The 25,664-nt window shown below is 60.6% G+C and carries 19 protein-coding genes; 15 read left to right on the top strand and 4 right to left on the bottom strand.

Features of this window, described 5'->3' with window-relative positions:
• Nucleotides 1-15 precede the first annotated feature (15 nt).
• The 3 genes from TQ38_RS19900 to TQ38_RS31330 all read left to right on the top strand — a co-directional run bounded on the left by TQ38_RS19900 (nt 16) and on the right by TQ38_RS31330 (nt 2,291).
• Nucleotides 16-1,170 (top strand): acyl-CoA dehydrogenase family protein, encoded by a 1,155-nt coding sequence (locus TQ38_RS19900; RefSeq protein ID WP_043979360.1) that lies wholly within the window; start codon nt 16-18, stop codon nt 1,168-1,170.
• A gap of 20 nt (nt 1,171-1,190) precedes the next feature.
• On the top strand, nt 1,191-2,018 hold the full coding sequence (locus tag TQ38_RS19895; protein ID WP_043979362.1) for a CoA ester lyase: 828 nt from the start codon (nt 1,191-1,193) through the stop codon (nt 2,016-2,018).
• 147 nt (nt 2,019-2,165) lie between these two features.
• A complete protein-coding gene (locus TQ38_RS31330) occupies nt 2,166-2,291 on the top strand; it encodes a hypothetical protein (protein WP_255417994.1) in 126 nt (41 codons plus the stop codon).
• Nucleotides 2,292-2,499: 208 nt separating this feature from the next.
• Here the strand turns inward: TQ38_RS31330 and TQ38_RS19890 are convergent.
• The 3 genes from TQ38_RS19890 to TQ38_RS30060 form a co-directional block, all read right to left on the bottom strand.
• Nucleotides 2,500-3,563 (bottom strand): IS630 family transposase gene (locus TQ38_RS19890; RefSeq protein WP_113942007.1). Its coding sequence is split into 2 segments (ribosomal slippage): nt 2,500-3,069 and nt 3,072-3,563, totalling 1,062 coding nucleotides; the frame shifts between segments, so codons are not numbered across the junction.
• Nucleotides 3,564-3,652: 89 nt separating this feature from the next.
• On the bottom strand, nt 3,653-3,847 hold the full coding sequence (locus TQ38_RS19885) for a hypothetical protein (RefSeq protein WP_043979368.1): 195 nt from the start codon (nt 3,845-3,847) through the stop codon (nt 3,653-3,655).
• Between the two features lie 107 nt (nt 3,848-3,954).
• On the bottom strand, nt 3,955-4,902 hold the full coding sequence (locus tag TQ38_RS30060) for a LacI family DNA-binding transcriptional regulator (protein WP_162792322.1): 948 nt from the start codon (nt 4,900-4,902) through the stop codon (nt 3,955-3,957).
• Nucleotides 4,903-5,093: 191 nt separating this feature from the next.
• On the opposite strand from TQ38_RS30060, the gene TQ38_RS19870 reads away from it, so the two are divergent.
• On the top strand, nt 5,094-6,317 hold the full coding sequence (locus tag TQ38_RS19870; protein WP_162792321.1) for an MFS transporter: 1,224 nt from the start codon (nt 5,094-5,096) through the stop codon (nt 6,315-6,317).
• On the opposite strand, the gene TQ38_RS19865 is transcribed toward TQ38_RS19870, so the two are convergent.
• On the bottom strand, nt 6,278-7,381 hold the full coding sequence (locus TQ38_RS19865) for a nucleoside hydrolase (protein ID WP_043975833.1): 1,104 nt from the start codon (nt 7,379-7,381) through the stop codon (nt 6,278-6,280). The two genes, TQ38_RS19870 and TQ38_RS19865, sit on opposite strands and share 40 nt — an antisense overlap.
• A gap of 227 nt (nt 7,382-7,608) precedes the next feature.
• Here TQ38_RS19865 and TQ38_RS19860 point away from each other — a divergent pair, with 227 nt between their 5' ends.
• From TQ38_RS19860 to TQ38_RS19800, 11 genes are all read left to right on the top strand, one after another.
• Complete coding sequence (locus TQ38_RS19860; RefSeq protein ID WP_043975832.1) at nt 7,609-10,548, top strand: TonB-dependent receptor domain-containing protein; 2,940 nt, start codon at nt 7,609-7,611, stop codon at nt 10,546-10,548.
• A 47-nt stretch (nt 10,549-10,595) separates the two neighbouring features.
• Nucleotides 10,596-11,606 (top strand): esterase-like activity of phytase family protein, encoded by a 1,011-nt coding sequence (locus tag TQ38_RS19855; RefSeq protein WP_162792320.1) that lies wholly within the window; start codon nt 10,596-10,598, stop codon nt 11,604-11,606.
• Between the two features lie 806 nt (nt 11,607-12,412).
• On the top strand, nt 12,413-14,608 hold the full coding sequence (locus tag TQ38_RS19840; RefSeq protein ID WP_052505751.1) for a TonB-dependent receptor: 2,196 nt from the start codon (nt 12,413-12,415) through the stop codon (nt 14,606-14,608).
• A gap of 167 nt (nt 14,609-14,775) precedes the next feature.
• On the top strand, nt 14,776-15,459 hold the full coding sequence (locus tag TQ38_RS19835; protein ID WP_162792319.1) for a helix-turn-helix domain-containing protein: 684 nt from the start codon (nt 14,776-14,778) through the stop codon (nt 15,457-15,459).
• Between the two features lie 218 nt (nt 15,460-15,677).
• Nucleotides 15,678-16,919 carry an alpha-hydroxy acid oxidase gene (locus tag TQ38_RS19830; RefSeq protein ID WP_082057710.1) on the top strand — a complete coding sequence of 414 codons (1,242 nt, stop codon included), beginning with the start codon at nt 15,678-15,680 and terminating at the stop codon, nt 16,917-16,919.
• Between the two features lie 67 nt (nt 16,920-16,986).
• Complete coding sequence (locus TQ38_RS19825) at nt 16,987-17,859, top strand: alpha/beta hydrolase (RefSeq protein WP_043975827.1); 873 nt, start codon at nt 16,987-16,989, stop codon at nt 17,857-17,859.
• A gap of 45 nt (nt 17,860-17,904) precedes the next feature.
• Nucleotides 17,905-18,390: a hypothetical protein gene (locus tag TQ38_RS19820; RefSeq protein ID WP_162792318.1), complete on the top strand. Its 486-nt coding sequence runs from the start codon at nt 17,905-17,907 to the stop codon at nt 18,388-18,390.
• A gap of 493 nt (nt 18,391-18,883) precedes the next feature.
• A complete protein-coding gene (locus tag TQ38_RS19815; RefSeq protein ID WP_162792317.1) occupies nt 18,884-21,121 on the top strand; it encodes a TonB-dependent receptor in 2,238 nt (745 codons plus the stop codon).
• Between the two features lie 151 nt (nt 21,122-21,272).
• A complete protein-coding gene (locus TQ38_RS19810; protein WP_043975871.1) occupies nt 21,273-22,496 on the top strand; it encodes an MFS transporter in 1,224 nt (407 codons plus the stop codon).
• A gap of 97 nt (nt 22,497-22,593) precedes the next feature.
• The gene (locus TQ38_RS19805) at nt 22,594-23,829 is read left to right on the top strand and encodes an amidohydrolase family protein (protein WP_043975824.1); all 1,236 of its coding nucleotides are present in this window, start codon (nt 22,594-22,596) and stop codon (nt 23,827-23,829) included.
• Between the two features lie 101 nt (nt 23,830-23,930).
• A complete protein-coding gene (locus tag TQ38_RS19800) occupies nt 23,931-25,664 on the top strand; it encodes a DUF885 family protein (protein WP_052505749.1) in 1,734 nt (577 codons plus the stop codon).

Below are 25,664 nucleotides of genomic sequence, written 5' to 3'. Positions count from 1 at the left end.
GTGTGAGGAGACACCATGACACCGGAATTTGATTTCGCCTTGGGCGAGAACGCGCAGATGATTCGCGACACCACGCAGCGATTCGCGACCGACAAAATCGCCCCGCTCGCGGCGCGCATTGATGCGGAAGATTGGTTCCCCCGCGAAGAACTGTGGACCGCAATGGGCGACCTGGGTCTTCATGGCATCACCGTTGAGGAAGAGTTCGGTGGGCTTGGCTTGGGCTACCTCGAGCATGTTCTCGCCTGCGAGGAAGTCAGCCGCGCTTCGGCCTCGATCGGACTGAGCTACGGCGCCCATTCTAACTTGTGCATCAACCAGATTCGCCGCTGGAGCAATGAAGAGCAGAAGGCGAAGTACTTGCCGAAGTTGATCAGCGGCGAACATGTTGGCAGCCTGGCGATGTCCGAGGCCGGAGCAGGTTCGGACGTCGTCTCGATGAAGCTCAGGGCACGCGAGACCGACGCCGGCTTCGTGCTCGACGGCACCAAATTCTGGATCACCAATGCCGCATATGCTGATACCCTGGTTGTTTACGCCCGCACGGGCGAGGGGAGCAAGGGCATCTCTGCGTTTCTTATCGAGAAGGACATGCCCGGTTTCTCGATAGGCCAGAAAATCGACAAGGTCGGCATGCGAGGCTCGCCGACCGCCGAACTGCTATTCGACGGCTGCGAAGTCCCGCGCGAGAACGTGATGGGGCCGCTGAACGGCGGCGTGAAGGTGCTGATGAGCGGGCTGGATTACGAGAGGGCGGTCCTCGCAGGTATTCAGCTCGGCATCATGCAGGCATGCCTTGACGTCGTCCTGCCGTATGTCCGCGAGCGCAAGCAGTTTGGCCACCCAATCGGCGCGTTTCAGCTAATGCAGGCAAAGATCGCTGATATGTACGTGGCGCTGAACTCGGCCCGCGCCTACGTCTATGCGGTGGCGCGCAGCTGCGACGCCGGGCGCACCACGCGCTTCGACGCAGCCGGCGCTATCCTGGTCGCCAGCGAGAACGCGGTGCGCGTCACACTGGAGGCAGTGCAGGCTCTGGGGGGCGCGGGCTACACCAAGGATTGGCCGGTGGAACGCTTCATGCGCGATGCCAAGCTTCTCGACATCGGCGCTGGCACTAACGAAATTCGCCGCATGCTAATCGGCCGCGAACTGATAGGTCACATGTGAGCGGGCGGCCCATCCCGGCGATGCGCAGCCTGCTGTTCGTGCCGGGCGACCGGCCTGAGCGCTTCGAAAAGGCGGCGAGCTCCGGCGCGGATGCGATCATTCTCGATCTGGAGGATTCGGTTTCGACGGAATCTAAGGCGGCGGCGCGCGATGCGGTCGCTGCGTATCTCGCCCGACCGGCGGAGGTGGTGCGGATTGTACGCATCAACCCGATCAACAGCAGATACCTCGACGCCGACTTGCAGTGCACCGCAGGTTCCGACGCGCTCATGCTTCCCAAGGCGGAGAGCGCCTCCACGGTTGAAACCCTACTGGCGCAAATAGGGCCCGAACTGGCCGTGCTGCCGATCGCCACTGAGACGCCGCTAGCTGTGTTCGGCCTGGGCAGCTATCGTGCAGTAGCGGCGCGACTGTGCGGCTTGACTTGGGGCGCGGAAGACCTGCCGGCCGCGATCGGCGCCGTTTCCAGTCGGGACGAGGACCAGCGATATGCCGCACCTTACGAAGTGGTCCGCTCGCTCGCCTTGTTCGGGGCCCATGCCGCGGGCGTAGAGGCGATCGAGACGGTCTATCCCGCGATCAGGGATGAGGCGGGGCTGGCTCGCTACGCCGCACGCGGCGCGCATGACGGGTTCACCGGGATGATGGCGCTGCATCCGTTGCAGGTGCCTGTCATCAATGCGGCCTTCACCCCCAGCGAGGTGGCGGTCGATCAGGCCCACAAGGTCATAGATGCCTTCGCGCGCGCGCCGGGTGCCGGGGTGCTGGTGCTGGACGACAAGATGATCGATGCGCCGCATGTCGCGCAGGCTCGCCGTATTCTGGCACGTTCGCGGGCGGTGCGTTGACCCATCGGCGAGGGGCGGCATCGCAATCGAGAATGCCGCCTGTCGTGACTGCCACGTGTCTATTCGGGCATCTCTGTATGGGTCCGCACATGTCTTGGCCTCGACGTCTCGGGTTGGCGTAACATCGGCAAATGGCACAGAGTCGGGGTGAGCAAGGAGAAGCCCTTTCTGTTAAACGACAAGGACCGCCTCGCCGATGTGCGATCGAGCGAGCGGGAGCAGCTCGGCGACGGTATTGACAGGCTTCGTGCGGCCCTGGCAAAGCCGCGCTAATGGATGCAGGGTGACGTCTGTCCGAGCTTGGCAAGACACGATTGTTCCAAGTCTTGTACAAGGATGGAGCGGGCGATGCGCTGTTCGATCCGGGTACCATCGTGCTGACCGGGAACCCCGCCACCATACCAGCCTTTCGATGAACCTGAAGCGGCAAGCGATCCCACAGGCTCGCGTCGTGGCAAGGGCTTATACCAACCTGCATTGATCATGACCTACGCGTCCATTTGCGGCGTCCGATGGTCATTATGCGCCAAGGTTGATCGACGAGCTTGTTCCAAGCTTCACAGCAGAGGTCGACGATTTTTTCGTAGGATGTGAAGACGCGGTTGGAGAGCCAGTTGTCGCGCATGAACTGCCAGATGTTCTCGACCGGGTTGAGTTCGGGGCATTTGGGCGGGAGCGCGACAATGCTGATGTTGTCGGGGACATCGAGCTTGTCGGTCATGTGCCAACCGGCCTGGTCCATCAGCACGACCGCGTGGGCTCCCGGCGCAACGGCGAGCGATATCTCAGCCAGATGCAGCGACATGGTATCGGTATTGCAAAAGGGCAGGACGAGTCCGGCGCCCTTGCCCAGTTCCGGGCAGATCGCACCCAAGATATAGGCTGATTTCATTCGCTGATCCTTCGGTGCCGATGGCCGCGTTCCGCGGCTGGCCCAGCGTCGCGTAATTGTGTTCTTTTGGCCGACACGCGCCTCTTCCTGGAACCAGATTTCTATGGGCGTACCCTTCGGGAGGATGGCTTTGACCTTTGCCAGCTCGGCAGCGAAGCCCCTTTTTTGAAGGCCTCCATGGCATGTTCGTTCTGGGCATGGTGGCGAGGCCGTGCCGTGAGTTTGACGTAGCCCAGCTTCTTCAACTCGCGGCTGATGGTGGTGTCGTCGAGCGAGACGGCAAACTCATCGTAGAGCCACCGGGCCAGATCGATCAGCCGCCAACGCACCACTCCGTGGATTGCCGGGACCGGGCCGTTCTCGACGACATCGACGAGTGCCCTGCGCTGCGTATCGTTCAGCCGCGAACGGGGGCCGGGCGCTTTACCATCCAGCAATCTATCAGGACCGCGGGCATTGAACCGGATCACCCAGTCGCGCACAATTTGAAGGCCAACTCCGCCGATCCGAGCCGCAGCACTTCGGCTACCGCCGTCGTAAATTTCAGCCAAAGCCAACAACCGCAGCGCCTGGTTCGCGCTTTTCGTCGTCCGCGACAATCGTCGCAGCGCCGCCCCATCAAAATCTTCCCGCAAGCCGATCGCTGAACCCATGGTGCCACACTCCAAAGTCGTGGCCCCATTGATTCAGATTTTTACCGCCTTGGGAATCCCCCGTGAGTCAGATAATGCGCAGGTTGGTATTATTGGGCGCCGGACATGACCGGTCTGGATTGACCATGGCTTGCGTCGCGCAGGGTTTCGACGCCGGCGACGAATTTATCCCGATCGTCATGCTCGGGCAGCTGCGTGGCGACATTTCGAACGAACGGATGCCGTGCGGGATCGAACTGCGCCCATTTGCCGGCGATCGCCTTCAACGCCGCCGTGCGATCCATGGCTCCATAATTGCTTACGAAGCTGTTTCAAAATTGGTCATGGCTGCCTTTAGCGCTGTATGTGGCAGGTTTCTAAGCGGTGCTTGGAATGACCTCAATGAGGGCGCTCATGAATGCGTAGATTCACGCTGTATGAGTTCTACGTCTAAGGTGACACGACGGGTTGGCCGGCTGATATCCACCATCCTGTCGATCAGCAGCGACACTGCTTCTTGACCCAGTTCTTCCAGCGGCTGACGGACGGTGGTGATTCCGGGGAACGTGACGGAGCAGAACGGGAGATCATCGTGGCCGATTATGGCGACATCGCGTGGCACGGACAGGCCGGCCTCTCGCGCCGCCTGCAGGGCGCCCAGCGCCATCAGGTCGTCGCAGCAGACGATCACGCCCGCTTCTGCCGAACGGATCGCGGCGATCGCTTCATCGGTCAGGCGCATGTCGAAGGGGTGGATGATTTCCCAGGCCAGCGGAACCCTGCCTGCCACGAATTCGACGAAAGAATCGCGCCTGAGCCGCGCGGCTGAAATTTCCGGTGGGCCGGACAGCATCCCGATGGAGCGGTAGCCTGCGGCCAGCACATGATCGGCGATGAGCTTGCCGCTCATGCGATAGTCCGCGGAAACGTTGTCGCGGCCGGGTAGCCAGTGGTCGATGACGACGACGGGGGTAGACAAGGCGCTGTCCGAAATCACGTCCTCGGAGGTGGCCGGGCACCACAGGATGCCGTCTACGCCGTAGTGTTCGATCTGCTCGATGCGCTCACGCTCGCTGGTGCCGTCCTCGGTATCGACGAGCAGGACCGCGTATCCGGCGCGGCGGGCGGCCTGCGAGATCGCTTGCGCCAACTGCGGATAGTACGGGTTGCGCAAGTCCGGCGTGACGAAGGCCAGCGTGCCGGTGCGGCCGGTGCGGGTGGCCCGGGCCGCGCGGTTGGGGCGGTAGCCAAGCGCTTCCACCGCGGCGAGCACGCGCCGCCGTACTTCCCCGCTGACGCCGGGCCGGTCGTTGAGGCTGTTAGAAACCGTCCCGATCGAAACGCCGGCTTTCCGGGCCACGTCCCTGATCGTTATGCGCGGCTGCTGCACTTGATGATCAATCCTAGTTGTGAACCTGCCGGGAGCGGGGTTGCGGCACGATAGGTCTGGCCATGTCCATCGCACAAGTGCATCTAGCGCGCAGGGGCCGAAAGGCCGCATCCTATCGCCGGGCAAGGTCTTTTCCGAGGGAACGTATGGCGCCGCCAGCCATGGAAGATGCCGATGACCGGCGGGGGGGCGTGCCAGGTGCCCGTTCCGGACGACGTGGGGGCCTGCTGGTCGTCTACCCTGCGTACTATGCCTTCCTTGGCGTGGTTACACCTTACTTTCCGCTGTGGCTCCAGGTTCGCGGGCTGGATGTCGCGTCGATCGCCCGGGTGACGGCGCTGGTCATGATCGCGACCACGCTCGGGCAGTTGCTGTTGCCGTCGACCGCCGTTCGGGTGGGGCTGCGCCATCTCGCCATCGCAGTTGCCGGCGCGGCGCTGGTTTTCACATCGGCACTCGCAGGGGTTCATTCCGGGCCTGCGATTCTTGCGATCGCCGGCATTTCCGGGTTGTTCTGCGGGGCGCTGCTGCCGATAGCCGATGCGCTCGTGCTGGCGGGGCAGGGGGGCGGATGGGGCGGCATGCGCGCCTGGGGATCGCTGGGTTTCGCTGTCGCCACCCTTACCGCGGGATGGGCGATCGAGTTGTGGGGCACCTGGACCGTCGTTGCCGCCGAAGCACTGGCGCTGGCGCTGGTTCTCCTTGGCATCGTGTCGACGCGGTCGCACGCCGCCATCCTTTCGTCGGCGGTGGAGCGAGTATCCGGTGGCGAGATCGCCGCGCTGCTGCGCCGTGCCGATTTATGGCTGCTGGTGATCGCGGTGGCGACGATCAACGCGGGCCACGCCTATTACTACACGTTCGCCAACCTGCATTGGGCGGTCGCCTACCGTTTCGGTGCCGCTACGTCGGGCCTGTTGTGGGCGGTCGGGGTGGTGGCGGAGATCGCCGTGCTGGCGCTTTCCTCACGCATCTTCGGCAAGGCGGATCGTGACCGCAGGGCCGTGCAGCTGCTGCTGGTAGGTGCTGCAGCGGGCGTGCTGCGGTGGAGCGTGACCGCGCTGGACCCGCCGCTGGCTGTGCTCCTGCTGCTCCAGACGTTACATGGCCTGACCTTTGGGGCGACCTTGCTGGGAGGCATGGAAGCCTTGCGCGCGATGGTACCGCCGCGCCTTCTCGCGCCGGCACTCGGCCTGTTCGCGGCCATGGTCCACGGGGTTGTGATCGGTTCGGTGACGTTTCTGCTGGGCGGCAGGTTCGGGCCACAGGGGCAGGCGGGCTTCGTGCTGATGGCGCTGGTCGCCGCAGCGGGGTTCGCGGTGACGCTGGTCTTCGCCGTGGCCGGTCAGCGTCTGCGGATCGGGCGCGACAGGCTTTCGACGTAAAGGTCGGCAAGGCGGGCGGAGTCCACCTGCGTCACGATGGACACGGCCCGTTGGCCGAGCGCGGGCGCCTGGGCATGGCCGGCGGGCCAACTGCGGGTGCGCCCATATTCGGCGCCGTGATCGAGCGAGACCGCAACCACGGCGGGCACCGCCTCGCGCACAATCGCCGGATCGACGATTATCGCCGCACCTAGCTGCGACCACAAGGGCAGGCCGGGCGAGGCATTGGCGGTGGCATAGCGGCCCGCAGGCGTGTCGATGCGCGCCATGCGAGCCAGCAGCGCGGGCGTCAGTTCGGTGCGGTTGGAGATGTCGCCCAGCAGCACTGCCTCGCGCCAAGGGGCCGTCAGCACGATGTCTGCGGCTTCTGGATCGAACTGGAAGTTGAACTCGGCACGCTTGTCCGCCCCTTCGTGCGCGGCGCCCACGGAACTGCCCTGGATGATGATCCGGCGCACTAGCGATGCGAATGCGGGGTCTTGCCGCAGGGCGAGCGCGATGTTGGTCAGCGGCCCTTCGGCATAGATCGTGACCGCGCCGGGATGGCGGTGGACGGCCTCTATCAGGAACGAGACGGCGTTCTGTGTTGCCGGCTTGAGCGTGGGCATCCCTTCGCGCGGGGGGATAATCATCCACGGGCCCTGTGCATGGGCGAAGGGGTCGCGCTCGGCATCGTTCCATGCGCCGCTCCAGTAGGCCTTGCCGAACCGGGCTTCCCAGTCCGCATGGCGCGCGGCGCTGTTCACCAGCGGCAGCACCGCGCCGTTGTGCACCGGCACTCCCGGCGCGCCGATGAGTTCGAGGAAACGCAGCAGGCTGGCCACGCCTTCGTCGCGCCAGTAGTCGCCGCTGACCGAGGTCAGCCCCAGGATACGGAAATTGGGGTCGGCCAGCAGGATTGCCAGGGCCGGCTGCGAGACATAGCCCTTGCCGCCGGTGCTGACGCTCCAGTCGTTGTCGTAGATGACTAGTTCGGGCGTGCGTTTCCTTTCGGCCGCCGCAGCCAGTGCGGCGTTTTGCGCCAAGGCGAGAGCCACAAGCAGCACCAAGATAAAACGGTTCATAGGTAAATCCTGCGAATTAGTGCTGTGAGGCTTGTAGCTGGCCAACGATTTGCATCACCCTGTCACAATATTGACTAAAACGTTTTTTATGGGAAGGGTGTTTCTGGGGTTGGACATTGCCACGGGGGATTCGCATCCTTCTTGCCGGCGATGGATCAAGGCGCAGATCGGGCCGAACGAGCATCGAGTGTGCCAGGGAGGCCTGTCGTCCATGAGGGGAAATTGCGATGACCGTCCGTGCATGCCTGTTTTCGTCCGCCGCGCTGGGCTGTGCCCTGGCCGCCGCATTCATTCCGACCATCGGCCATGCGCAGGGCGCACCCGACGCTGCCGAAACCGCGAACGACATCGTCGTGACCGGCAGCCGCGTGCGCTCGCCCGCCGCCACCGCGATTGGCCCGCTGGTCGCCGTCGACAGCGATGCGATCGCGTTCCAGGGCTGGCCCACGGCCGATGGCTTGCTCAATGCCTTGCCGCAGGTTTCGGGCAGCAACACCTCCGGCCAGTCCACCTTCGGGACGCCGGGCATCGCCACCGTCAACTTGCGCAAGCTGGGGCCTAGCCGCACCCTGGTGCTGATCGACGGGCGCCGCCTGATGCCGGGCGACCCGACGCTGCCCGTCGCCGACCTCAACTTCATCCCGACCTCGCTCGTCTCTTCGGTAGAGACGGTGACCGGCGGCGCTTCGACCGCCTACGGATCGGACGCGGTGGCGGGCGTGGTCAACTTCAAGCTGCGGCGCGACTTGGAGGGCCTGCGGCTCGATTATCAAGTCAGCGGCTATCAGACCCAGAATGACAACAAGGGCGCCCAGGACAAGCTGCGCGCCTTCGGCGTCGAGGTGCCGGACGCCGGCTGGGACGGCTGGACCCATGACGTCTCGCTGGCGGGCGGGCACAACCTCGCCGAGGGGCGCGGCAACGTTACCGCCTACTTCGCCTATCGCAACGCGCAGCCGGTGGGCGCGATCGACCGGGACTTCGCGGCCTGCGGCATCGGCACGGTAAGCGGCGCACAACCCTTTGATACGCATGTCTGCACGGGGTCGGGCACCAACGCCTATGGCCGCTTCCGCACCGGCGGCACTGGCGGCGGACTGGCCCCAAACCCGGACGGCAGCGCCAGCTTCGTGCCCTATACCGGCGCGCTGGCCTACAACTCGGCCAAGGAAAACTATCTCCAGCGGCAGGACGAGCGCTATTCCGCCGGCCTGCTCGCGCACTACGCGGTGAGCGACGCGGTCGAACTCTATACCGATGTGATGTTCATGCAGGACACCACCCGCGCGCAGATCGCGCCGGCCGGGATCGTCGGCAACCGCACGTACACGATCAACTGCGACAACCCGTTGCTGGGCGCATCGCAGGCGACGGCGCTGTGCGGGGTCAATGCCGGTAGCGCTACGGCGGTATGGTCGGGCACCATCGCCAAGCGCCTCGAAGTGGCGGGGCGCCAGCGCTACTACGACTTGCGCCATCGCCAGTGGCGCGGCGTGGTGGGCGCGCGGGGCGAGTTCGCGCAAGGGTGGAGCTACGATGTCTACGGCCAGTACGGCCGGGTCGAATACGCCAACGACGCCACCAACGACGTCTCGGTTGCGCGGGCGCAGGACGCGCTGCTGGCCCGCAATGTGGGCGGCACGGTGCAGTGCATCTCCGGCAACGCGGGCTGCGCGCCGCTCAACATCTTCCAGCTTGGGCAGGTTTCGCCAGAAGCGGCGGACTATGTGTTCGCCAGCGGCCGCACCACGGGGCGCGTCACCCAGAAAGTCGCCGCCGCGACGATCAACGGCGATCTGGGAACCATTGGCCTCGCCAGTCCCTTCGCCGCCAATCCGGTGGCCGTGGCCTTCGGCGTCGAATACCGCGAGGACGCCATCAGCCTGTCGCCGTCCGCCAATCTGCTGCGCGGCGATCTCGCCGGCTTTGGCGCCACCGCCCCTGCTGTCGGCAGCACCCATGTGACCGAAGGCTTCCTCGAAGTGGTCGCCCCGCTCGTCAGCGGCCGCCCGTTCTTCGATCGCCTGACACTGAATGCGGGCTATCGCCATTCCGAGTACAATCTGGCTGGCGGTGCGGACACCTTCAAGGCCGGCCTCGAATGGGCCCCGATCCCCGATGTGGTGCTGCGCGGCGGCTTCAACCGCGCGATCCGCGCGCCCAACGTGGTTGAACTGTTCGCGCCGCAGTCGTTCTCGTCGGCCTCGATCACCGACGTTTGCGCTGGGACAAGGCCCACCGGCACGCTGGCCCAATGCGCCAACACCGGTGTGACGAGCGCGCAGTACGGTTCCATCGCCGAGTGCGCCTCGAACTTCTGCACCACGCTGACCGGCGGCAATCTGGCGCTGCGTCCCGAAAGCGCGAACACCTGGACGATGGGGCTGGTCCTCAACCCGCGCTTCGCCCGCTCGCTGGTGATCACGGTGGACTATTACGACATCAAGGTGCGCAACCTGATCGGCACTGTATCGCCCACGCTGGCCTATTCGCAGTGCCTGAACAATGCCGACGCGTTCTTCTGCAACCTGGTCCAGCGCGACGCCAACGGCAGCCTGGCCACCACCGGCGGGTACATTGCCGCCACCAACGTCAACACCGGCTACCTGAAGGCAAGCGGCATCGACGCGACCCTGGCCTATTCCACCGACATCGGATCGCTGGGCCGTCTGCTGCTGGACGCCAACGGCAGTTGGACCCGCAATCGCGAAATTTCTCCGCTGCCCGGCCAGGCCGCCTACGACTGCGCGGGGCTCTACGGCCCGACGTGCGGATCGCCTACGCCCAAGTGGCGGCACACCGCGCGGCTGACCTGGCAGACCCCGGGCAAGCTGGCCGTCTCGCTCGCCTGGCGCTTCGTCGGCGCCTCGCAAGTGGACATCAACGACGGCAGTTCCGTATTCAGCGGCGCGACCGGCGGCCGGCGGGACATTGCCGACGCCCGGATCGGCGCGGTCAGCTACTTCGACCTGTCCGGCAGCGTGCCGGTGGCTTATGGCGACTTCGTGCTGCGCTTCGGCGTGCGCAACATTGCCGACCGCGACCCACCGATCGTCGATAACTTCAACCTTGGCGTGAATGCCGATTATGGTAACGGGAACACCTTCCCAGCGCTTTACGACACGCTGGGCCGCACCGTGTTCCTGGGCCTGACCGCCAAGCTGTGAGATCCCTGATGCCGATATCCGCACACCGCATCGCGGCGGGCCTAGTGATGGCGATGCTGCCGTTGCTGGCCGGTTGCGGCGCGGGTCGCCTGAGCGGCGGAGCGCCAGTCTCCGTGCATGGGGGTTCGGTGCGGTTCGGGTCGGCCGAGCCTTCGTCGAAGGCTCCGGGCATACGGCTGCTGGGGGCGCTGGAGCTGTCGTCGCCCGACAAGCACTTTGGCGGGCTGTCGTCGCTGCGTTGGAAGGATGGCTGGCTTCATGCCCTGAGCGACGCGAACGGCGCGTGGTACGCGTTGCGCCCGCGCGAGCGCGGCCACAGGCTGGTGGGCATCGCGCAGGCCCGCACCATAACCCTGCTCGACAGTCAAGGCATGCCATTGGCGGGCAAGGTAAAAAGCGATGCGGAAGCGATCGACTTCGTGCAGGGGGATTGCAAGGGGGCGTCCTGCCGCCCCGACGCTGTGCTCGTAGCGCTGGAGCGCGATCACCGCGTCCTGCGCTACGCCGTGGCGGGCGGTCTGCCCACAGGCCGGCCCACGCGCCTTGGCGGGATGGATGCATGGCTGGCTCGCCAAGGCGATAACGAAGGCGTTGAAGCGATGGCGGGAGACGATCAGGGCACCTTGCTGCTGTCTGAAGGGCTGCGTGCTCCGGACGGAAACGCCGCCGCCTTGGTGGTGAGCCCGCAGTTGGGAGCGTCCGGGGATGTAGCGGCCCACGTGCTGGAGGTAGCTGTCCCGGCGCCGGGCGATATGCGCCCCAGCGACCTTGTCGCGCTGGGAGGCGGCCGCTTCGTCCTGTTACGCCGGAGTTGGAGCGAAGCTGCAGGGTTTGCCGTCACGGTCGAGGAATTGAGGCTGGATGGCTGGCCGAATACGACGGCGGCAAGCACCCGCGAACTGATCCGGTTGGCACCGCCGTTCGTATCGGAGAATTTCGAAGGGGTGGCGGTTCGTCGAAAGTCGGGGCGCACGTTCGTTTACATTGTAGCGGACGACAACTTCGAAAGCTCGCAGCAAACCTTGTTATTGAAATTCGAGATACCGGCACGGCAGTGATCTTCGCTGCGGCGCCTTTCCTTATGCAGAAGGCATCGTGTAATTTGGGCGGAAGGTACAGCCGGTGCGTCGCTCGGGCACAGGCGACGTTGAACAAACTGATCCGCCTCGATCGCTTTAGCGGCATGCTTGCGACGGCGCGGGGTCAGGGCGCCCGGATACTCTATCGGTTGGTTGTGCGATGAACTGCTCATCCGGCAAACGTTCGGCAGCTTGGTAGATGCACACCGAAGGCTGGCAAACTGACGCTAGGACTACAACCGTGTCGGCCTTTCTCGTCGTTCAGAAATTGCACGCCTTCCTGAGCGGTTCGGACGTTTGTGCAGGCAAGCGTGCCAGAATTTTCAACCACAAGACTTTCGTTATGATCGACGCCCGGCAGGGGGCAGGTCCCTCGCTTTGAACTTGATCCTGACTTCTTGGAATAACCTGACACCGATCAAAGCGACCATCATCCTGCGTCGGTGGAGTCGCTGGTGCAGCTTAAGCAAACGACGCCAGATCTTCGATCGATTTTGACGCTGGCTGATTCGAAAACCATCGGATCATTTCAATATGAGAAATCAGGAAAGCGATATGGCGCCATGCTTAGAAGGCGACTCAAGTTGCGAAGAAAAGGCAATTTGCGGTAGGTGAATGCCGGGACCGGCTCCTGCGAGCCCGTCATTATTTTATTTTCGAAGTTGACAAGGCCTATGGAATCTTTCCAATTAGCAAATATGGAAAACCCACCGATAGTGTGAGGAGCTGGCTGCGAACGCCGTTTATTGGGCGGGTTCGCAAGCCGCGAAAAATGGGAGGAAATTATGAACATCCAGATAAATCTGCTCATAGGCACTGGCATGCTTCTGGTGGCTCCGTTCTCAGCCTCGGCGCAGGATGTGGTCGGGAAGCCAGAGCAATCGGTTGGTGCGAACGAGATCGTTGTGACCGCGACCCGACGTGCTCAGCGCTTGATGGACGTCCCGCAATCGATCACCGCGATCAGTGCCGATGATCTCGCACGCCTGAACGCTACTCAGCTGCGCGACTACGCCAATACGATTCCCGCCTTGACGATCAGTTCTAATGGCGGCGCCGGTCAGAACCAGATCACGCTGCGCGGTGTGACCTCGGGCGCTGACGTCGCATCGACAGTAGGCGTCTATGTCGATGATATACCTTATGGCGGGAGCACAGTCTTTGCGATCAACACCAGCTTGGCGCTCGACGCCGGCTTGTTCGATCTTGATCGAATCGAGGTGCTCCGCGGCCCCCAAGGCACTCTTTATGGCGCCAGTTCGATGGGCGGCGTGCTGAAATATGTGACTCGCAAGCCCAATCTGGATGAGGGCGAAGGAACTATGCAGGTGGGCCTATCGTCCACGGACCATGGCGGACTTGGCTACAATGCCGCGGCAGCGGTCAGCGCTCCGCTCTCGGCCGACAAGATCGCAGTACGCGCCAGTGGCTATTATTCGCGTGATGCCGGATATGTCGACAATGTCGTGCTCGAGGAAAAGGATGTTGGTCGCGCGCGCATCTATGGCGGGCGGCTTGACCTGCTGTTGACGCCGACGGAAGAGCTATCGATCCGCTTGAGCGGCTTTGCCCAGAACATTCACCGTGATGGCACCGCGCAAGTTGACAATATGCTTGCCGGCGCTGCCGTCAACGGCGAGTTGCAGCAAAGTCGCGTGCTGCGCGAACCGTTCGACCAACGGTTTCGCGTGGTCAGCGGCACGATCGACTATGACTTTGGTAGCGCGCGTCTCACTTCGATCACTAGCTACCAGACGAATACTGTCGCCTTTCGGCTGGACGCTTCAGCGCTTTATGTTCCGTTGTTGGCGTCCGTTGGATTGCCAATCGCGTCCGCCGCCACGGATGGCGGCATCGCCACCAAGAAACTGGCACAGGAAGTGCGGCTCGCTTCCTCCGGGGAGACGTCGATTGATTGGATTATCGGCGGCTTTTACACTCATGAAAGCAGCATTGCGCCGACGAGCCTAGCTGCATATAACGCCGACGGCTCCCCGTTCCCGATAAATCTGCTGACCGCCAAGCTGCCCAGCACATATAAAGAACTGGCTGGCTTCGGTAACGTGACGGTGCATTTTTCGGAAAAATTCGATGTTACCGGCGGTTTACGCTATGCGCATAATCGACAGACCTTCACGCAGAACACGACCGGCATCCTCGCCCCGTCCGTCCCAACGCTGCGCTCACATGAAGGGGTTGTGACCTACCTGGCGAATGCGCGCTATCGTTTCAGTTCGCACGCGGCCGCATATGCACGAGTGGCCACCGGCTATCGTCCCGGAGGGCCGAACGTCGTGACGTCCGATCCGCTGACCGGTGCTCCATTGGGGCCGCCCACGTTCGATTCCGATACACTGGCGAGCTATGAGTTCGGTTTTCGCGGCGAGACGGTGGATCGCAGCTTCAGCGTCGATGCAGCCGCCTATCACATCGACTGGAACGATATGCTGATATCGGGGGTGCGTAACGGATTGAACACTTATATCAACACCGGCGGCGCGAAGATCGACGGCGCGGAGCTGACGCTTATCGCGCGTCCGTCTCGCAGCTTGATGGTAACAGGCGCATTCGCATATCAGCACGCTCGCCTGGCGGCGGACTCGGTCGATCTGGGCGGCCGCAAAGGTGATCCGCTGCCGAACGTGCCGAAGTTCACTGCGGCGATCAGCGCGGACTATCGCGGCGACGGACCGGGCCTGAAACCGACATTCGGTGGTACGCTGCGCTTCGTATCCGATCGCTACGCCGGTTTCGACGGCAATCCCAACCTTCCGCAGTATCGTGTTGGCGATTATGCCACCGTCGATCTACGGGCAGGCGTGATGTTCGGACAGATCGACGCGCAGCTGTTCGTGCGAAATCTGTTCGATGACCGAGGCGCGATCTCCGCATCAACAGCGATGGCTGCTCTGGGCGGACCAGCGCGGGTGGCCGTACTTCAGCCGCGCATCATCGGATTCAATTTATCGACCCGCTTCTAGGTTGTCCGTATAGCCGTCGCGGCACTCCAACCGCAGCAATGCGATGACAGGGTGGCCTTGACTCGCTAGAGGGGGAAGAGGGTCGGCAATTCGGCCTAAGTTGGGCAGCGATCAGTCGGAACATGCGCGGGAATAGCGGACACAAGAGCGCACTGGCGAGCAGCCGGTTGAAAGTCGGGACCGCGATTCGCGAAAAGCGGGTCGCAGCCGGTATATCACTTACTGAGTTAGCCAAGCGCATCGGTGTGGCACTCTCGACCATGTCTAAGATCGAGAACGGCAAGCTGTCCACAAGCTTCGAGCGACTAGAGAGCATCGGACGTGCGCTGGATGCCGACTTGGCTGAATTTCTGGGGGAGCGGGGCATCCCTTTGCCGGCCGCCTCACCGTTGTCATTCGGTATGCGACGCAGCGTCTCGCAGCCCGGCGAGGGCACCTTGATCGACGGCGGCGGTTATCTCGAGTGGTATCTAGCGTCGGACCTGCTCAATAAGCGCTTTCAGCCGATCATTGCGGAAATCCTACTTGAGGACATAGCCGATTACGGACCCTTCACTCAACATAGCGGTGAAGAGTTCAATTATGTGCTGGAAGGCGAAATAGAATTCCACACTGAGATTTACGCGCCAGTAAGGCTAAAGGCTGGATCTAGTATCTATTTTGACGGCGAAATGAAGCACGCGCATGTTCGTGTTGGCAAAGCGCCCTGCCGTGTGCTCGGGATACTATGCCCGCGGGCAGAGCTGGCGAATGGCGAGGTGCGTGAGCGCAACTCGTTGCGGGTCGTCGATGCAGACGACAGCGGCGCGATCGACGCTAGCGCAGCGGATGGAAAAGGCAAAGCGCGCTAACGAAGCGCTTTCCATGTTTTTCAATATCACACGGCGTAGCAATTTTCATGGACGCGTCCGTTCGTGATTGCGCATCTGCACGTCTCCATATCTTCACCGCAAAAAAACAAAAAAAGCTTGACCGCCCTCGTCTTTCCGACTTTCATATGAGGAAATAACAACGAAAGAATAGGAATGAGGCCAGTGAGTCTTAACCTACGCATGGAAGGGGCTACTGGGTGACTTTTCCAACGCGCCTGACACAAGCGCATAATATCGCCGACCTCCGCCGGCTTGCCGGCAGTGCGCTACCCCGCCCGATCCTCCACTATCTGGAGGGTGGAGCCGACGACGAACGGACTCTGGCCCGAAACACTGCAGTGTTTGATGATTGGGCCCTGGCCCAAAGTACGTTGGTGGATGTCAATGCCGTCGATACGACTGCCGATTTGCTAGGCTTTCCCTCGTCCATGCCGCTTATGCTTTCGCCCACCGGCATGTCACAGCTTTTTCATGCCTCGGGTGAGATGTCGGTGGCCCGGGCCGCCGCGAACGCAGCGATCCCCTATGGACTTTCGACCATGGGCACGACCGCGATGGAAACCGTCGCGACCAGCGGCGCTATGCGATATTTTCAGCTCTACCTGTTTCGCGATCGCGGTTTGACCGAGGCTTTGCTCGAGCGCGCGGCTGCGAACGGCTATACAGCGATAGCGCTGACCACGGACACTAACATAGCGGGCAATCGCGAGCGCGACCTTCGTACGGGCATGATTATGCCGCCACGGTTCACTTTGGGCAGTCTGTTGAGCTTCGCAATGCACCCCCGGTGGTCGGTCGGCGCAATCCGCAACCGTTCGTTTCAGCTGGCCAATATCGTGCAGCATGTTGGCGATCTCGGTCCAAACGGAACCAGCATCATGGATTACGTCAACAGCCAATTCGATCGTTCCGCGAGCTGGAAGGACTTGGAGTGGCTGCGCAGTCGATGGTCGGGCAAGCTGGTTATCAAGGGCGCGATGATGCCGGCCGACTGTCTCAACGCCGTCAACTGCGGGGCCGACGCGATCATGGTTTCAAATCACGGTGGCCGCCAACTTGACGGGACCGCGGCGCCGCTCGACTATCTGCCGGCGATACGGGACCGGGTGCAAAATCAGGCGCAACTGATCGTAGATGGCGGCGTCCGGCGCGGCACACATGTGTTGAAGGCGATCGCGTTGGGTGCAGATGGGTGCTCGATCGGGCGCCCTTATCTTTATGGCCTTGCCGCTGGCGGGCAGGCGGGTGTTGATCGTGCGTTGGCGTTGTTCCGCGCCGAGATCGAGCGTGGCATGGCGTTGATGGGCCGCACGCGGAGCGCGCAGATCACGTGCGCCGACATTCGCCACCTCAGCACGTTTCGGGCGGCGCCAGGTGAGGTTGCCACGGCGAAGCGACCGACACTGCCCGAGCAAAGCGCTGGTCCACGTGTTCGATAACAAGCAGTCGGCCTGAGCGCGCGCGGGCGGACTTAATATCTTTGCACAATTATATCAGGAGATAGTGATGACGGCGGAAATTCAGGCAAAGATCGAACAGTTTAATTTGCCCCACCCGAGCGGCGAAGGCATGTTCCAGATCAGCGTCGCACGAGTGAGCGACGCCTCGACGTGGGTCCGAGACGTCCCGGTCCTGTTCGTTCTCGATGCCGACATGTCGTTCGCGCTGGCAGCCGAAATCGCCCGGCTGCGTGGGACTGCCGGAGTGCATGCGACCGCAATGGTCGTGGGTGTCGGTTACGGCGCCGAGGTTCGGGAGATGGCAAAATTGCGCACAGCGGACCTCACTCCCCCGCTCAGCGAGGCTGGTAAGGAAACGCTTGGCGGCCTCACCAGCATGATCGGGGAAATGGACGGCGGGGCTGAATCATTCCTGACTTTCCTCGAGGATACGTTGAAGCCAGAAATCCTTGAGCGTTATCCCGAAGCGTCGCTCGATGATCATGTCCTGTTCGGTCATTCACTCGGTGGCCTGTTCGCGGCTTACGCTTTGCTGACACGACCCCATGCGTTCAGCACATTCTTGGTGGCCAGTCCGTCACTTTGGTGGGATGGTTTTGCTGTTCTAAAGCATTTTTCGGCATTTCGCGAAAAGCTAAAGGTGCTCGATGTTCAACCCCGAACTTTTGTCTGCGTCGGCGGCAAGGAACAGGATCCGCCAACCAAGACATCACCGTTGCTAGCGATGACCATCGAGCAGATGCAGGCATTCGTCCTACAGGCCCGCATGGTGGATGCCGCCGCCGAATTCGCAGTCGCCTTGGAAGAAGCGGGACTGCGTGCAGTGACGCAAACCACGTTTCCAGATGAAGATCACACCAGCGTGGTTCCTCCCGCGATCATGCGCGGCCTGACACTAGCGGTTACGCGGCCTTATTGAGCCATGGAGCGGCACGCGCGGTCCGCAGTGCATCGAGTCACCGTCGTGAACCATTGCTCGATCGTCATCGATCGGTCGCCGGAGCGCACGTGGGCCGAACTCGAGGCTGAATACGGCGCTGGGATAGGCTTCGCGCGCGCCGGCTACAAGCTCGAGGCGTTAAATGAACCTGCCTTTCCGCTCGGCGGTTATCGGCTCTGGCGTGAGCAGAACGGAGGAATTGACGAGCGGATCTGCCGCATCACCGAACGGGAGGCGTCTGCGATGCGCATCAGTATGCGCGCCGACTATCTGTCACCCGACGCCCGGAATATGACCGTGTTCACGACCTTCCAGGCGTTACGAGCAGGAGCAACTGCAGAGTTTCATCTCGATTGTCACTCGACCTTTGATCTCGACGTAGGTGCGAACGCGTCTCGTGACGATGTTGCGCGGGCAGTGGTGCAGCTGGGGGACCATTTCGACCGTGGAATCGCTCAAGGAGTGTCTCGCCTGAAGGCGCGGATTGAAGCGGCGAGCGCTGCTGAGTAGCTGACCAAGTAAACGCGTCACTTGATCGTTTTCATGTTCCCCTAAATCGCTGGATGAGGAAAGACATACGACCATTGCGCCGCAGCTTTTGCGCCGGGGTTCATACGACTAACTTGACTTCAGGATGGTTTCCATCTTTCCTACCACGAAACATCGGTGCGATTCTTCGACGCTAGCCGTCTCTCAGGGAGCGATAGCCGGCCGTAGCGGACCACCGAATTAGAACCTTCGCATTAGAGCAACAAAAGCAAACTCTGCGACATGAATTTATAACTTTCATCAGCTTGCCCATCGCGGGCTGGCCTTGCCGGTCCACTTTTACCGCGGGTATGCCGCCGACAGAGCACATGATGAACCGTAAAGCGTCTGGGCTGGACGAACGCGCCGTTGGCCGGCGCTAGGTGAGCCCCTTTCGTAAAAAAAAGAATATCAGCGGGAGACAAGCATGCACATTAGATCGGCCACAATTGTAACGGCGCTGAGCGCTATTCCCATGACCTGCGCCTTCGGCGCTCAAGCGCAAGAGCCTACGAGTAATACTTTGCCAGCCGGAGAGGCCGAGGCGCCAGGCAGGGCGGATGGAGACATCGTCGTAACAGCCTCGCGGCGTAGCGAGCGGCTCATTGATGTTCCGTCATCAATTACGGCCTTAGATGGCGACAAGATGAACGAAATCGGCGTCCGCAATACGACCGACTATCTGACGCTTGTACCAGGTGTCGCATTCCGTGATTCTGGCACCCCAGGCACGGGGACCACCATTATTAGAGGGCTCAACACTGGCTCGCAGCAGCTCACGAGCACGACTGCGACATATATCGACGATGCGCCGTTCTCAGCGAGCGGGTTCTTGTCAGCAAGTTCGCTGGTGAACCCTGATCCGGACGTGGCAGACATTGATCGCATCGAGGTTTTGAAAGGACCGCAAGGTACGCTGTATGGTGCGAATAGCCTTGGTGGCCTTGTTCGGATCGTTTCGAAAAAGCCGGATGCTCACGCACCCCAAGCATACGGACGCATCGAGGCGACAACCACTAAGGGTGGAGACGCGGGATATTCGGCACAAGGAAGCTTAAACCTGCCGCTGGTTGCAGATCAACTCGCACTTCGCGTGAACGGAGCCTATCGGCGCGTGGGAGGGTTCATCGATGATATCGGCAGGGGTAAGGTGAACTTCAACTGGTCGACCGTGAAAGGTGGCAAGGCTTCATTGCGTTGGACGCCGACACGAGATTTGACCTTCGATCTGAGCGGCATGATTCAAGACATCCACAACAATGGGTCGTCAACTCAATTGAACGCCAGTGGCACTTTAAATCCGCTTTATGGTCGCTATAAATATTTTGGACATATAGTCATTCCAAGTGACATTAAATATCGTCTGGTAACGTCAAGTGTAAGCTACGATACCGGGCCAGCGACGCTAATCGCGACCGGAGCATATTCAAGATTTACTACCGAGATTTTGAGTGATTATACAAATACCTACTATGCGTTCGCTAGATCATTATTTCCCTCGATCTTGCCAGAAAATGGCAACGCGGTCGGCAATTTCTCTCCTAATATGGAGAAGTGGACTGGCGAGATTCGTGCTGTCTCCAGCCGGCTCGGGTCGATCGAGTTTGTGGCTGGCGGCTTTTACACGCACGAGACGAACGTCTACAATACAACAATTACGGCTCTAGATGCCAATAGTGTCAGTCTGCCGGGCGCTCGGCCTAACGGCATTCCTAATGCGAATTTCGTAGTGACACGTACCCTGTCGAACTATGAGGAACTGGCGGGATTCGTAAATGGTACGTTTTACGTCAAAGAGAACTTGGATGTAGGCGGCGGCATCCGCTATGCGCACAATACGCAACGGGCCGCGACTGGTGCGATCACGGGGGCAAACACCTTCTATGCTCCGCGCGCGCGTCGTGATTTTGCATTCTCCGACAACGTATCGACGTATCTTGCTACCATTCGGTATCGGCCGACGTCGCGCATCAGCATCTACCTTCGAGCGGCGAGCGGCTATCGGCCTGGCGGACCACAAACCAATCCAGCTCCCCCACCAGGTGCGCAAACCTCGATTCGACCTGACACCACCTGGAACTATGAGGCGGGTGTTAAGGCAAACCTCGGTACATTTTCAGTCGACGCGTCGGTTTATCACATCGACTGGAAGGACATTCAGCTCAACACCTTGTTTGGGGGCGTAACACTTGGAGCTAATGGCGGCGCGGCGAAGATAGACGGTTTTGAAATGGCATTGGGTGCGCGACCAGGCCCGAATACGACTTTTTCGGCCAGCGTCGGCTATACCGACGCGCGGATAGATCAGGTTGATCCCGGTGTCCGGGCCAGCGTCGGCGCTGCACCTAGTGACCGCTTGCCACTGACCCCTGATTGGACAGTATCGTTTCTCGCGGATCAAAATATCCCGCTTGGGAGCGAGTTGAAGGGCACTGTTGGAGCAACGCTGCGCTTCCGATCAGATCTGCCAAGTTCATTCCCCGGAGCGGTTACTGATCCCAGTGTCAAAATCCCGAGCGTCGCCACGGTGGATATTCGCGCGAGCCTGAGCTTTTCGCGGTTTGACCTCCAAGTCCGAGCGGAGAATATCCTGAACGCGTATGGATTTACAACGGCCGGAACGCCGAAGTTGTCGGCTACGCAACAAGTGCCGACCAGCGCCACTGTGATCCGCCCACGGACGCTCGCAGTGTCCCTTTCGACCCGCTTCTAGAATAAGCGGCTGGTGCTTAAGGTACCGGTCGTCGTCAAAGGGAAATATGATGCCTCATTCGGCCACAGGCAATGACGCGACCGACACCGGTGTAGTGGGAACGGCAGAAAACAGACCCTGGGATCTATATACGCCGCACCAGCGGGGATCGATGCTGTTCATCCTATTCTTGGTTGGGACTTCGAACTATGTTGATCGCAATATCATTGGCGTATTGCTCGAGCCAATAAAGTTAGAGTTCGGCGTCTCGGACGCTATGCTGGGGCTGTTATCCGGTCTGTCGTTTGCTCTCTTCTACGCTACCTTAGGCCTGCCGATCGCTCGTTGGGCAGATCGCGGGGACCGTCGCCTTATCATCACTCTCGCATTGACGGCCTGGAGCGCAATGACGATGCTATGCGGCGTCGCGCAAACTTTTTGTCAGCTCGCGCTAGCTCGTGTTGGTGTCGGGGCGGGCGAAGCTGGAGCGATCCCTCCAGCTCAAAGCCTTATTGCGGACTACTACCCTCCCGAGAAGCGAGGTAAAGCTATAGGGATATACATGCTTTCCTCGATGGCGGGTTATATCCTAGGGCTAGTTGTCGGCGGATGGATCGCCCAGACTTATGGCTGGCGAGTGGCATTCTTGATTGTCGGCGCCCCTGGGTTCGCACTTGCAATCGTAACTTATCTGCTCGTCCGGGAGCCGAGATATCTTCCGCAATTCACAGTATCGAGCAATACGCGAGAAAAGGCCTTCAACACGTTCCGCGCGCTTCTGATGAAGCCATCCTATCGGAATATCATCTATGCGCTTACCCTGTACTTTCTGATGTCTTACGGTGCCCTGGTTTTCACCGTCCCTTTCATGATCCGAGTGCATGGTCTGTCTGTCGCTCAGGCGGGGGTGATCTTCGGTTCCGCTTCGGCGGTTGGAGCGGTCATCGGCAGCGTTTTAGGTGGTGGCCTCGCAGACCGTCTGGCCAAGAAGAACATCGCATGGTTTGCGCGGCTGCCGGGTTGGGGCTTGATTATGGCGCTGCCGCTCTACGAAATCGCCCTCGTGGCCCCAACCGCCGTCTCGATGGGCATAGTGCTAACTTTCGCCGGGATCCTCCTGACGGGCGTCGTGCCACCAATGTTCGCCGCGCTTCACGTGGTCTGCGGCTCGGCACGACGCGCAACTGCCGTCGCGATCGTATTCTTCTTCGCCAATCTCATCGGCCTCGGCGCGGGGCCGGTCATTGCAGGATATCTCAGCGACTATTTCGCGCAATTCTACGGACCAGCAGAAGGGTTGCGCTACGCGCTCATGATCATGATGGTGACTTTTGTGCCATGTGGGATCTTCATGTTACGCGCTGCCCGCTATTTGAAGGCGGATGCGGAAGACTAATGCGACAGTTTGAAAGCCATGGCGCCGATTATAGACGAACAGATGGTCCGTTGCGCCTGCACCTTAGCGCCGCCTATAGAAAATATGGAGAAGTGAGATGACGCGTACCATCTTCCGGAATGCACGAATTTTTGACGGCGTAGCGCGGGATCTTCGCGAGGGACATGTGCTTGTCGAGAACAGCATTATTCGTGAAGTGAGTGATGCACCGATTAACGTTGTTGCCGACGTGGATATCGACGCGCGCGGTCGCACGCTGATGCCCGGCTTGATTGATCTTCACGTTCACATTTGGGCAGCTGACATGGACGTCGTCAAACTAGCTCAAATGCCGACTGAGTACTACTCAATCTTCGCCGCGCAATTTCTTCAGTCAACGCTGGATCGCGGCTTTACCACACTTCGTGATGCTGGCGGCACGGACGCGGGATTTGCGATGGCGATTGAAAAGGGTTTCATCAAGAGCCCCCGGTTCTATCACAGTGGTCGATACATCTCACAAACGGGCGGTCACGGTGATTTCCGTGCTGGCCATCAGCAGCATTTATCGGACTGCATGTGCTGCCCGCCCAAGCATGAACGCTTCACAGCCATCGCCGATGGCGCTGATGCGGTACGCAAAGCGGTCCGCGAAGAGTTTCGTCGCGGCGCTAAGGCTATCAAAATAATGGCATCGGGCGGTGTGGCAAGCCCCACCGACCCGCTGGACAAACTGCAGTTTACTGATGCTGAAATCTTGGCTGCGGTCGAAGAGGCGGAGATGCGCGGCTCCTATATCTTTGCTCATTGTCATCCAGACAATGCCATCCGACGTTGCTCTGAACTCGGCGTGCGCTGTATTGAGCATGTTTCGATGGTGTCGCCTGAGACCGCCACAATTATGGCGAAAAACGGCACTTATGGAGTACCGACGTTAGCGGTTGTGCGCGCTTTTTATGATGACGGTCCCAAATTTGGGCTGCCGCAAGCTAGCCTTCTCAAAATGCAAGACCTGCTTGAGGCAATGACGCAAGGTCTCGTCCATATGAAAAAAGCAGGCGTTAAGGTCGGGTTTGGCACCGATCTACTCGCCGAACACCACGAGCGACAGGGCATCGAGTTTGCGCTACGCGCTGAGGTGCTCGATCCCTATGACATCCTTATCTCGGCCACTTCAGTCGCGGCGGAAATCCTGATGGAGGAAGGGCGTCTCGGCGTGATCGCTCCTGGCGCCGATGCTGACATCCTGCTCGTCGATGGCAATCCGATGGATGATGTTACTATTCTAGGACAGGACGGGCGCAACTTCCCGGTCATCATGAAGGCTGGCGAACTCCACAAGAACATTCTCTGATCGCCACTAGCCGCTGTTGTGGAGGCCGCACCGGCGGGTTGCGCTGCCGGAAACTAAGGGATGTCCACGCGGCGATTAGACAGAAATATGAGGATTATGTTATGAATCAGTCCACTGATCGAGCCAGCGCACTGGCGCTTGTCGGGATCGAAAAGGTTTGGTCCGAAGTTCAACGCACCCCTTTCGTTCAGCGTGATCTCGATGCACCGATCGACCGCCTCCCCGACATCAGCGAAGGCGCGGTCGCGGCGCGCAGTTCGCGAGCCGCTGACGCCCTCGCTATCTTGGATCGCGTCCAACCTTCGGACTTGCATCACGATTTCGCCCTTACGCATGCCGTCGCGCAATCGACTGCCCGCCGCATGGCCCAGGAAGAAAACCGTTATTGGCTTGCCTTCGACCCACTTGGTGTCGGCTTTTTCGCGCTGTTCGCGCCTACCGCCTATGGCGGCGGATTTCTTCTCAATACCGTTTCGGGAATGTTGTCCAAGCAGCGCTTTGAGACTTTGGGCGATCTCGATCGATACCTCGGGCTGGTGGAAGATTATGCACGGTTGATCGACCAGATGCGCGAACGTACCGCTGGACAAGGATCCCGCGGCATCAGAATGCCGCGCGCGCAGCTCTCACAATCTGTCCAACTGATCAATGGGCTTCGCGCAAGCGCCAATCGGATTGTGCCTAGCAAAGATCGTTTGGTGGCGATCGGCGCGGATGCGGCCAGCAGTAAGATCGTGGCTCGCATTAAACAATCGGTTGAACCGGCTTTTGTGCGGTTGCTGGGGCTTCTCGAGGACCTCGATTTCAAACGAGCTTCGCCGGAAAAGGTGGGCATCTGCCAATATCCGGGTGGCGAAGCGCTCTACCGCGAACTGGTGCGTGAGCACACGACGTTGGATATCTCACCGGAGGAGGTCCACGGCAAGGGAGTGGTTCGAATAGCCGGAATACGTGCGGAAATGTCTCTTTTGCTCAAAGAAGAAGAGTTTAAGGGCTCACCGCAAGAATATCTCGCTGATGTTGCGCGCAATCCGTCATGGCGTGCTGAAGGCGCCGACGCGATAAGTTCGGTCTTTCGTCGTTATAGCGAGCGGATCGAGCCTCATATCGACGCTTCATTCCGGTTCCGACCAAATGCAGCCTATGACGTAGCGCCTTTGCCTGACGCGCTAGCAGGATCAATGACCTTTGGCTTCTATGACCCGCCCAGCCGAGAGCAGCCGGTCGGGCATTATCTCTTTAATACCGGCAATCTAGCAGGCGGTCCCCTAGCGCACGTTGCAGCGCTTAACTATCATGAGCTCGTTCCCGGGCATCACTTCCATCTTGCTTCGCAGCGGGAGAACGAGAGTCTCCATCCCCTTCGCGCGAACGCCTTTTTCAATGCCTTTAACGAAGGATGGGCTGAATACGCAGCTACACTGGCGGGTGAGTTCGGCATGTACCGAAAGCCAGAAGAGCGGTTCGGTCGTTTGGTTATGGACGCGTTCCTGACCTGTCGGCTGGTGGTCGACACCGGCATGAACGCGCTTGGTTGGGATCTTGAGCGCGCGCGATCCTATATGCGCAAAAATGCTTTCATGCCCGAGGCCGAGATATGCTCAGAAAGCATACGATATTCGTGCGACATGCCCGCCCAGTCGCTTGCATACAAACTAGGCGAGGATTTCATGATTGATCAACGGGAGGGAATGCGGGCGCGGCTGGGCGAAGCCTTCGACATTCGCGATTTTCATGATTCAGTCCTGCGACCAGGTGCTCTTCCACTCCCATTGGTCGCGAGAAATATCGAGTCGGCCATCAGGGCTCGGCAGACAGATTTTGGAGGTAAATAG

The sequence above is a fragment of the Novosphingobium sp. P6W genome, assembly GCF_000876675.2.
Classification (GTDB): domain Bacteria; phylum Pseudomonadota; class Alphaproteobacteria; order Sphingomonadales; family Sphingomonadaceae; genus Novosphingobium.
Note: the sequence above shows the minus strand (reverse complement) of the source record. Positions and strands in the feature narration are given on the sequence as shown.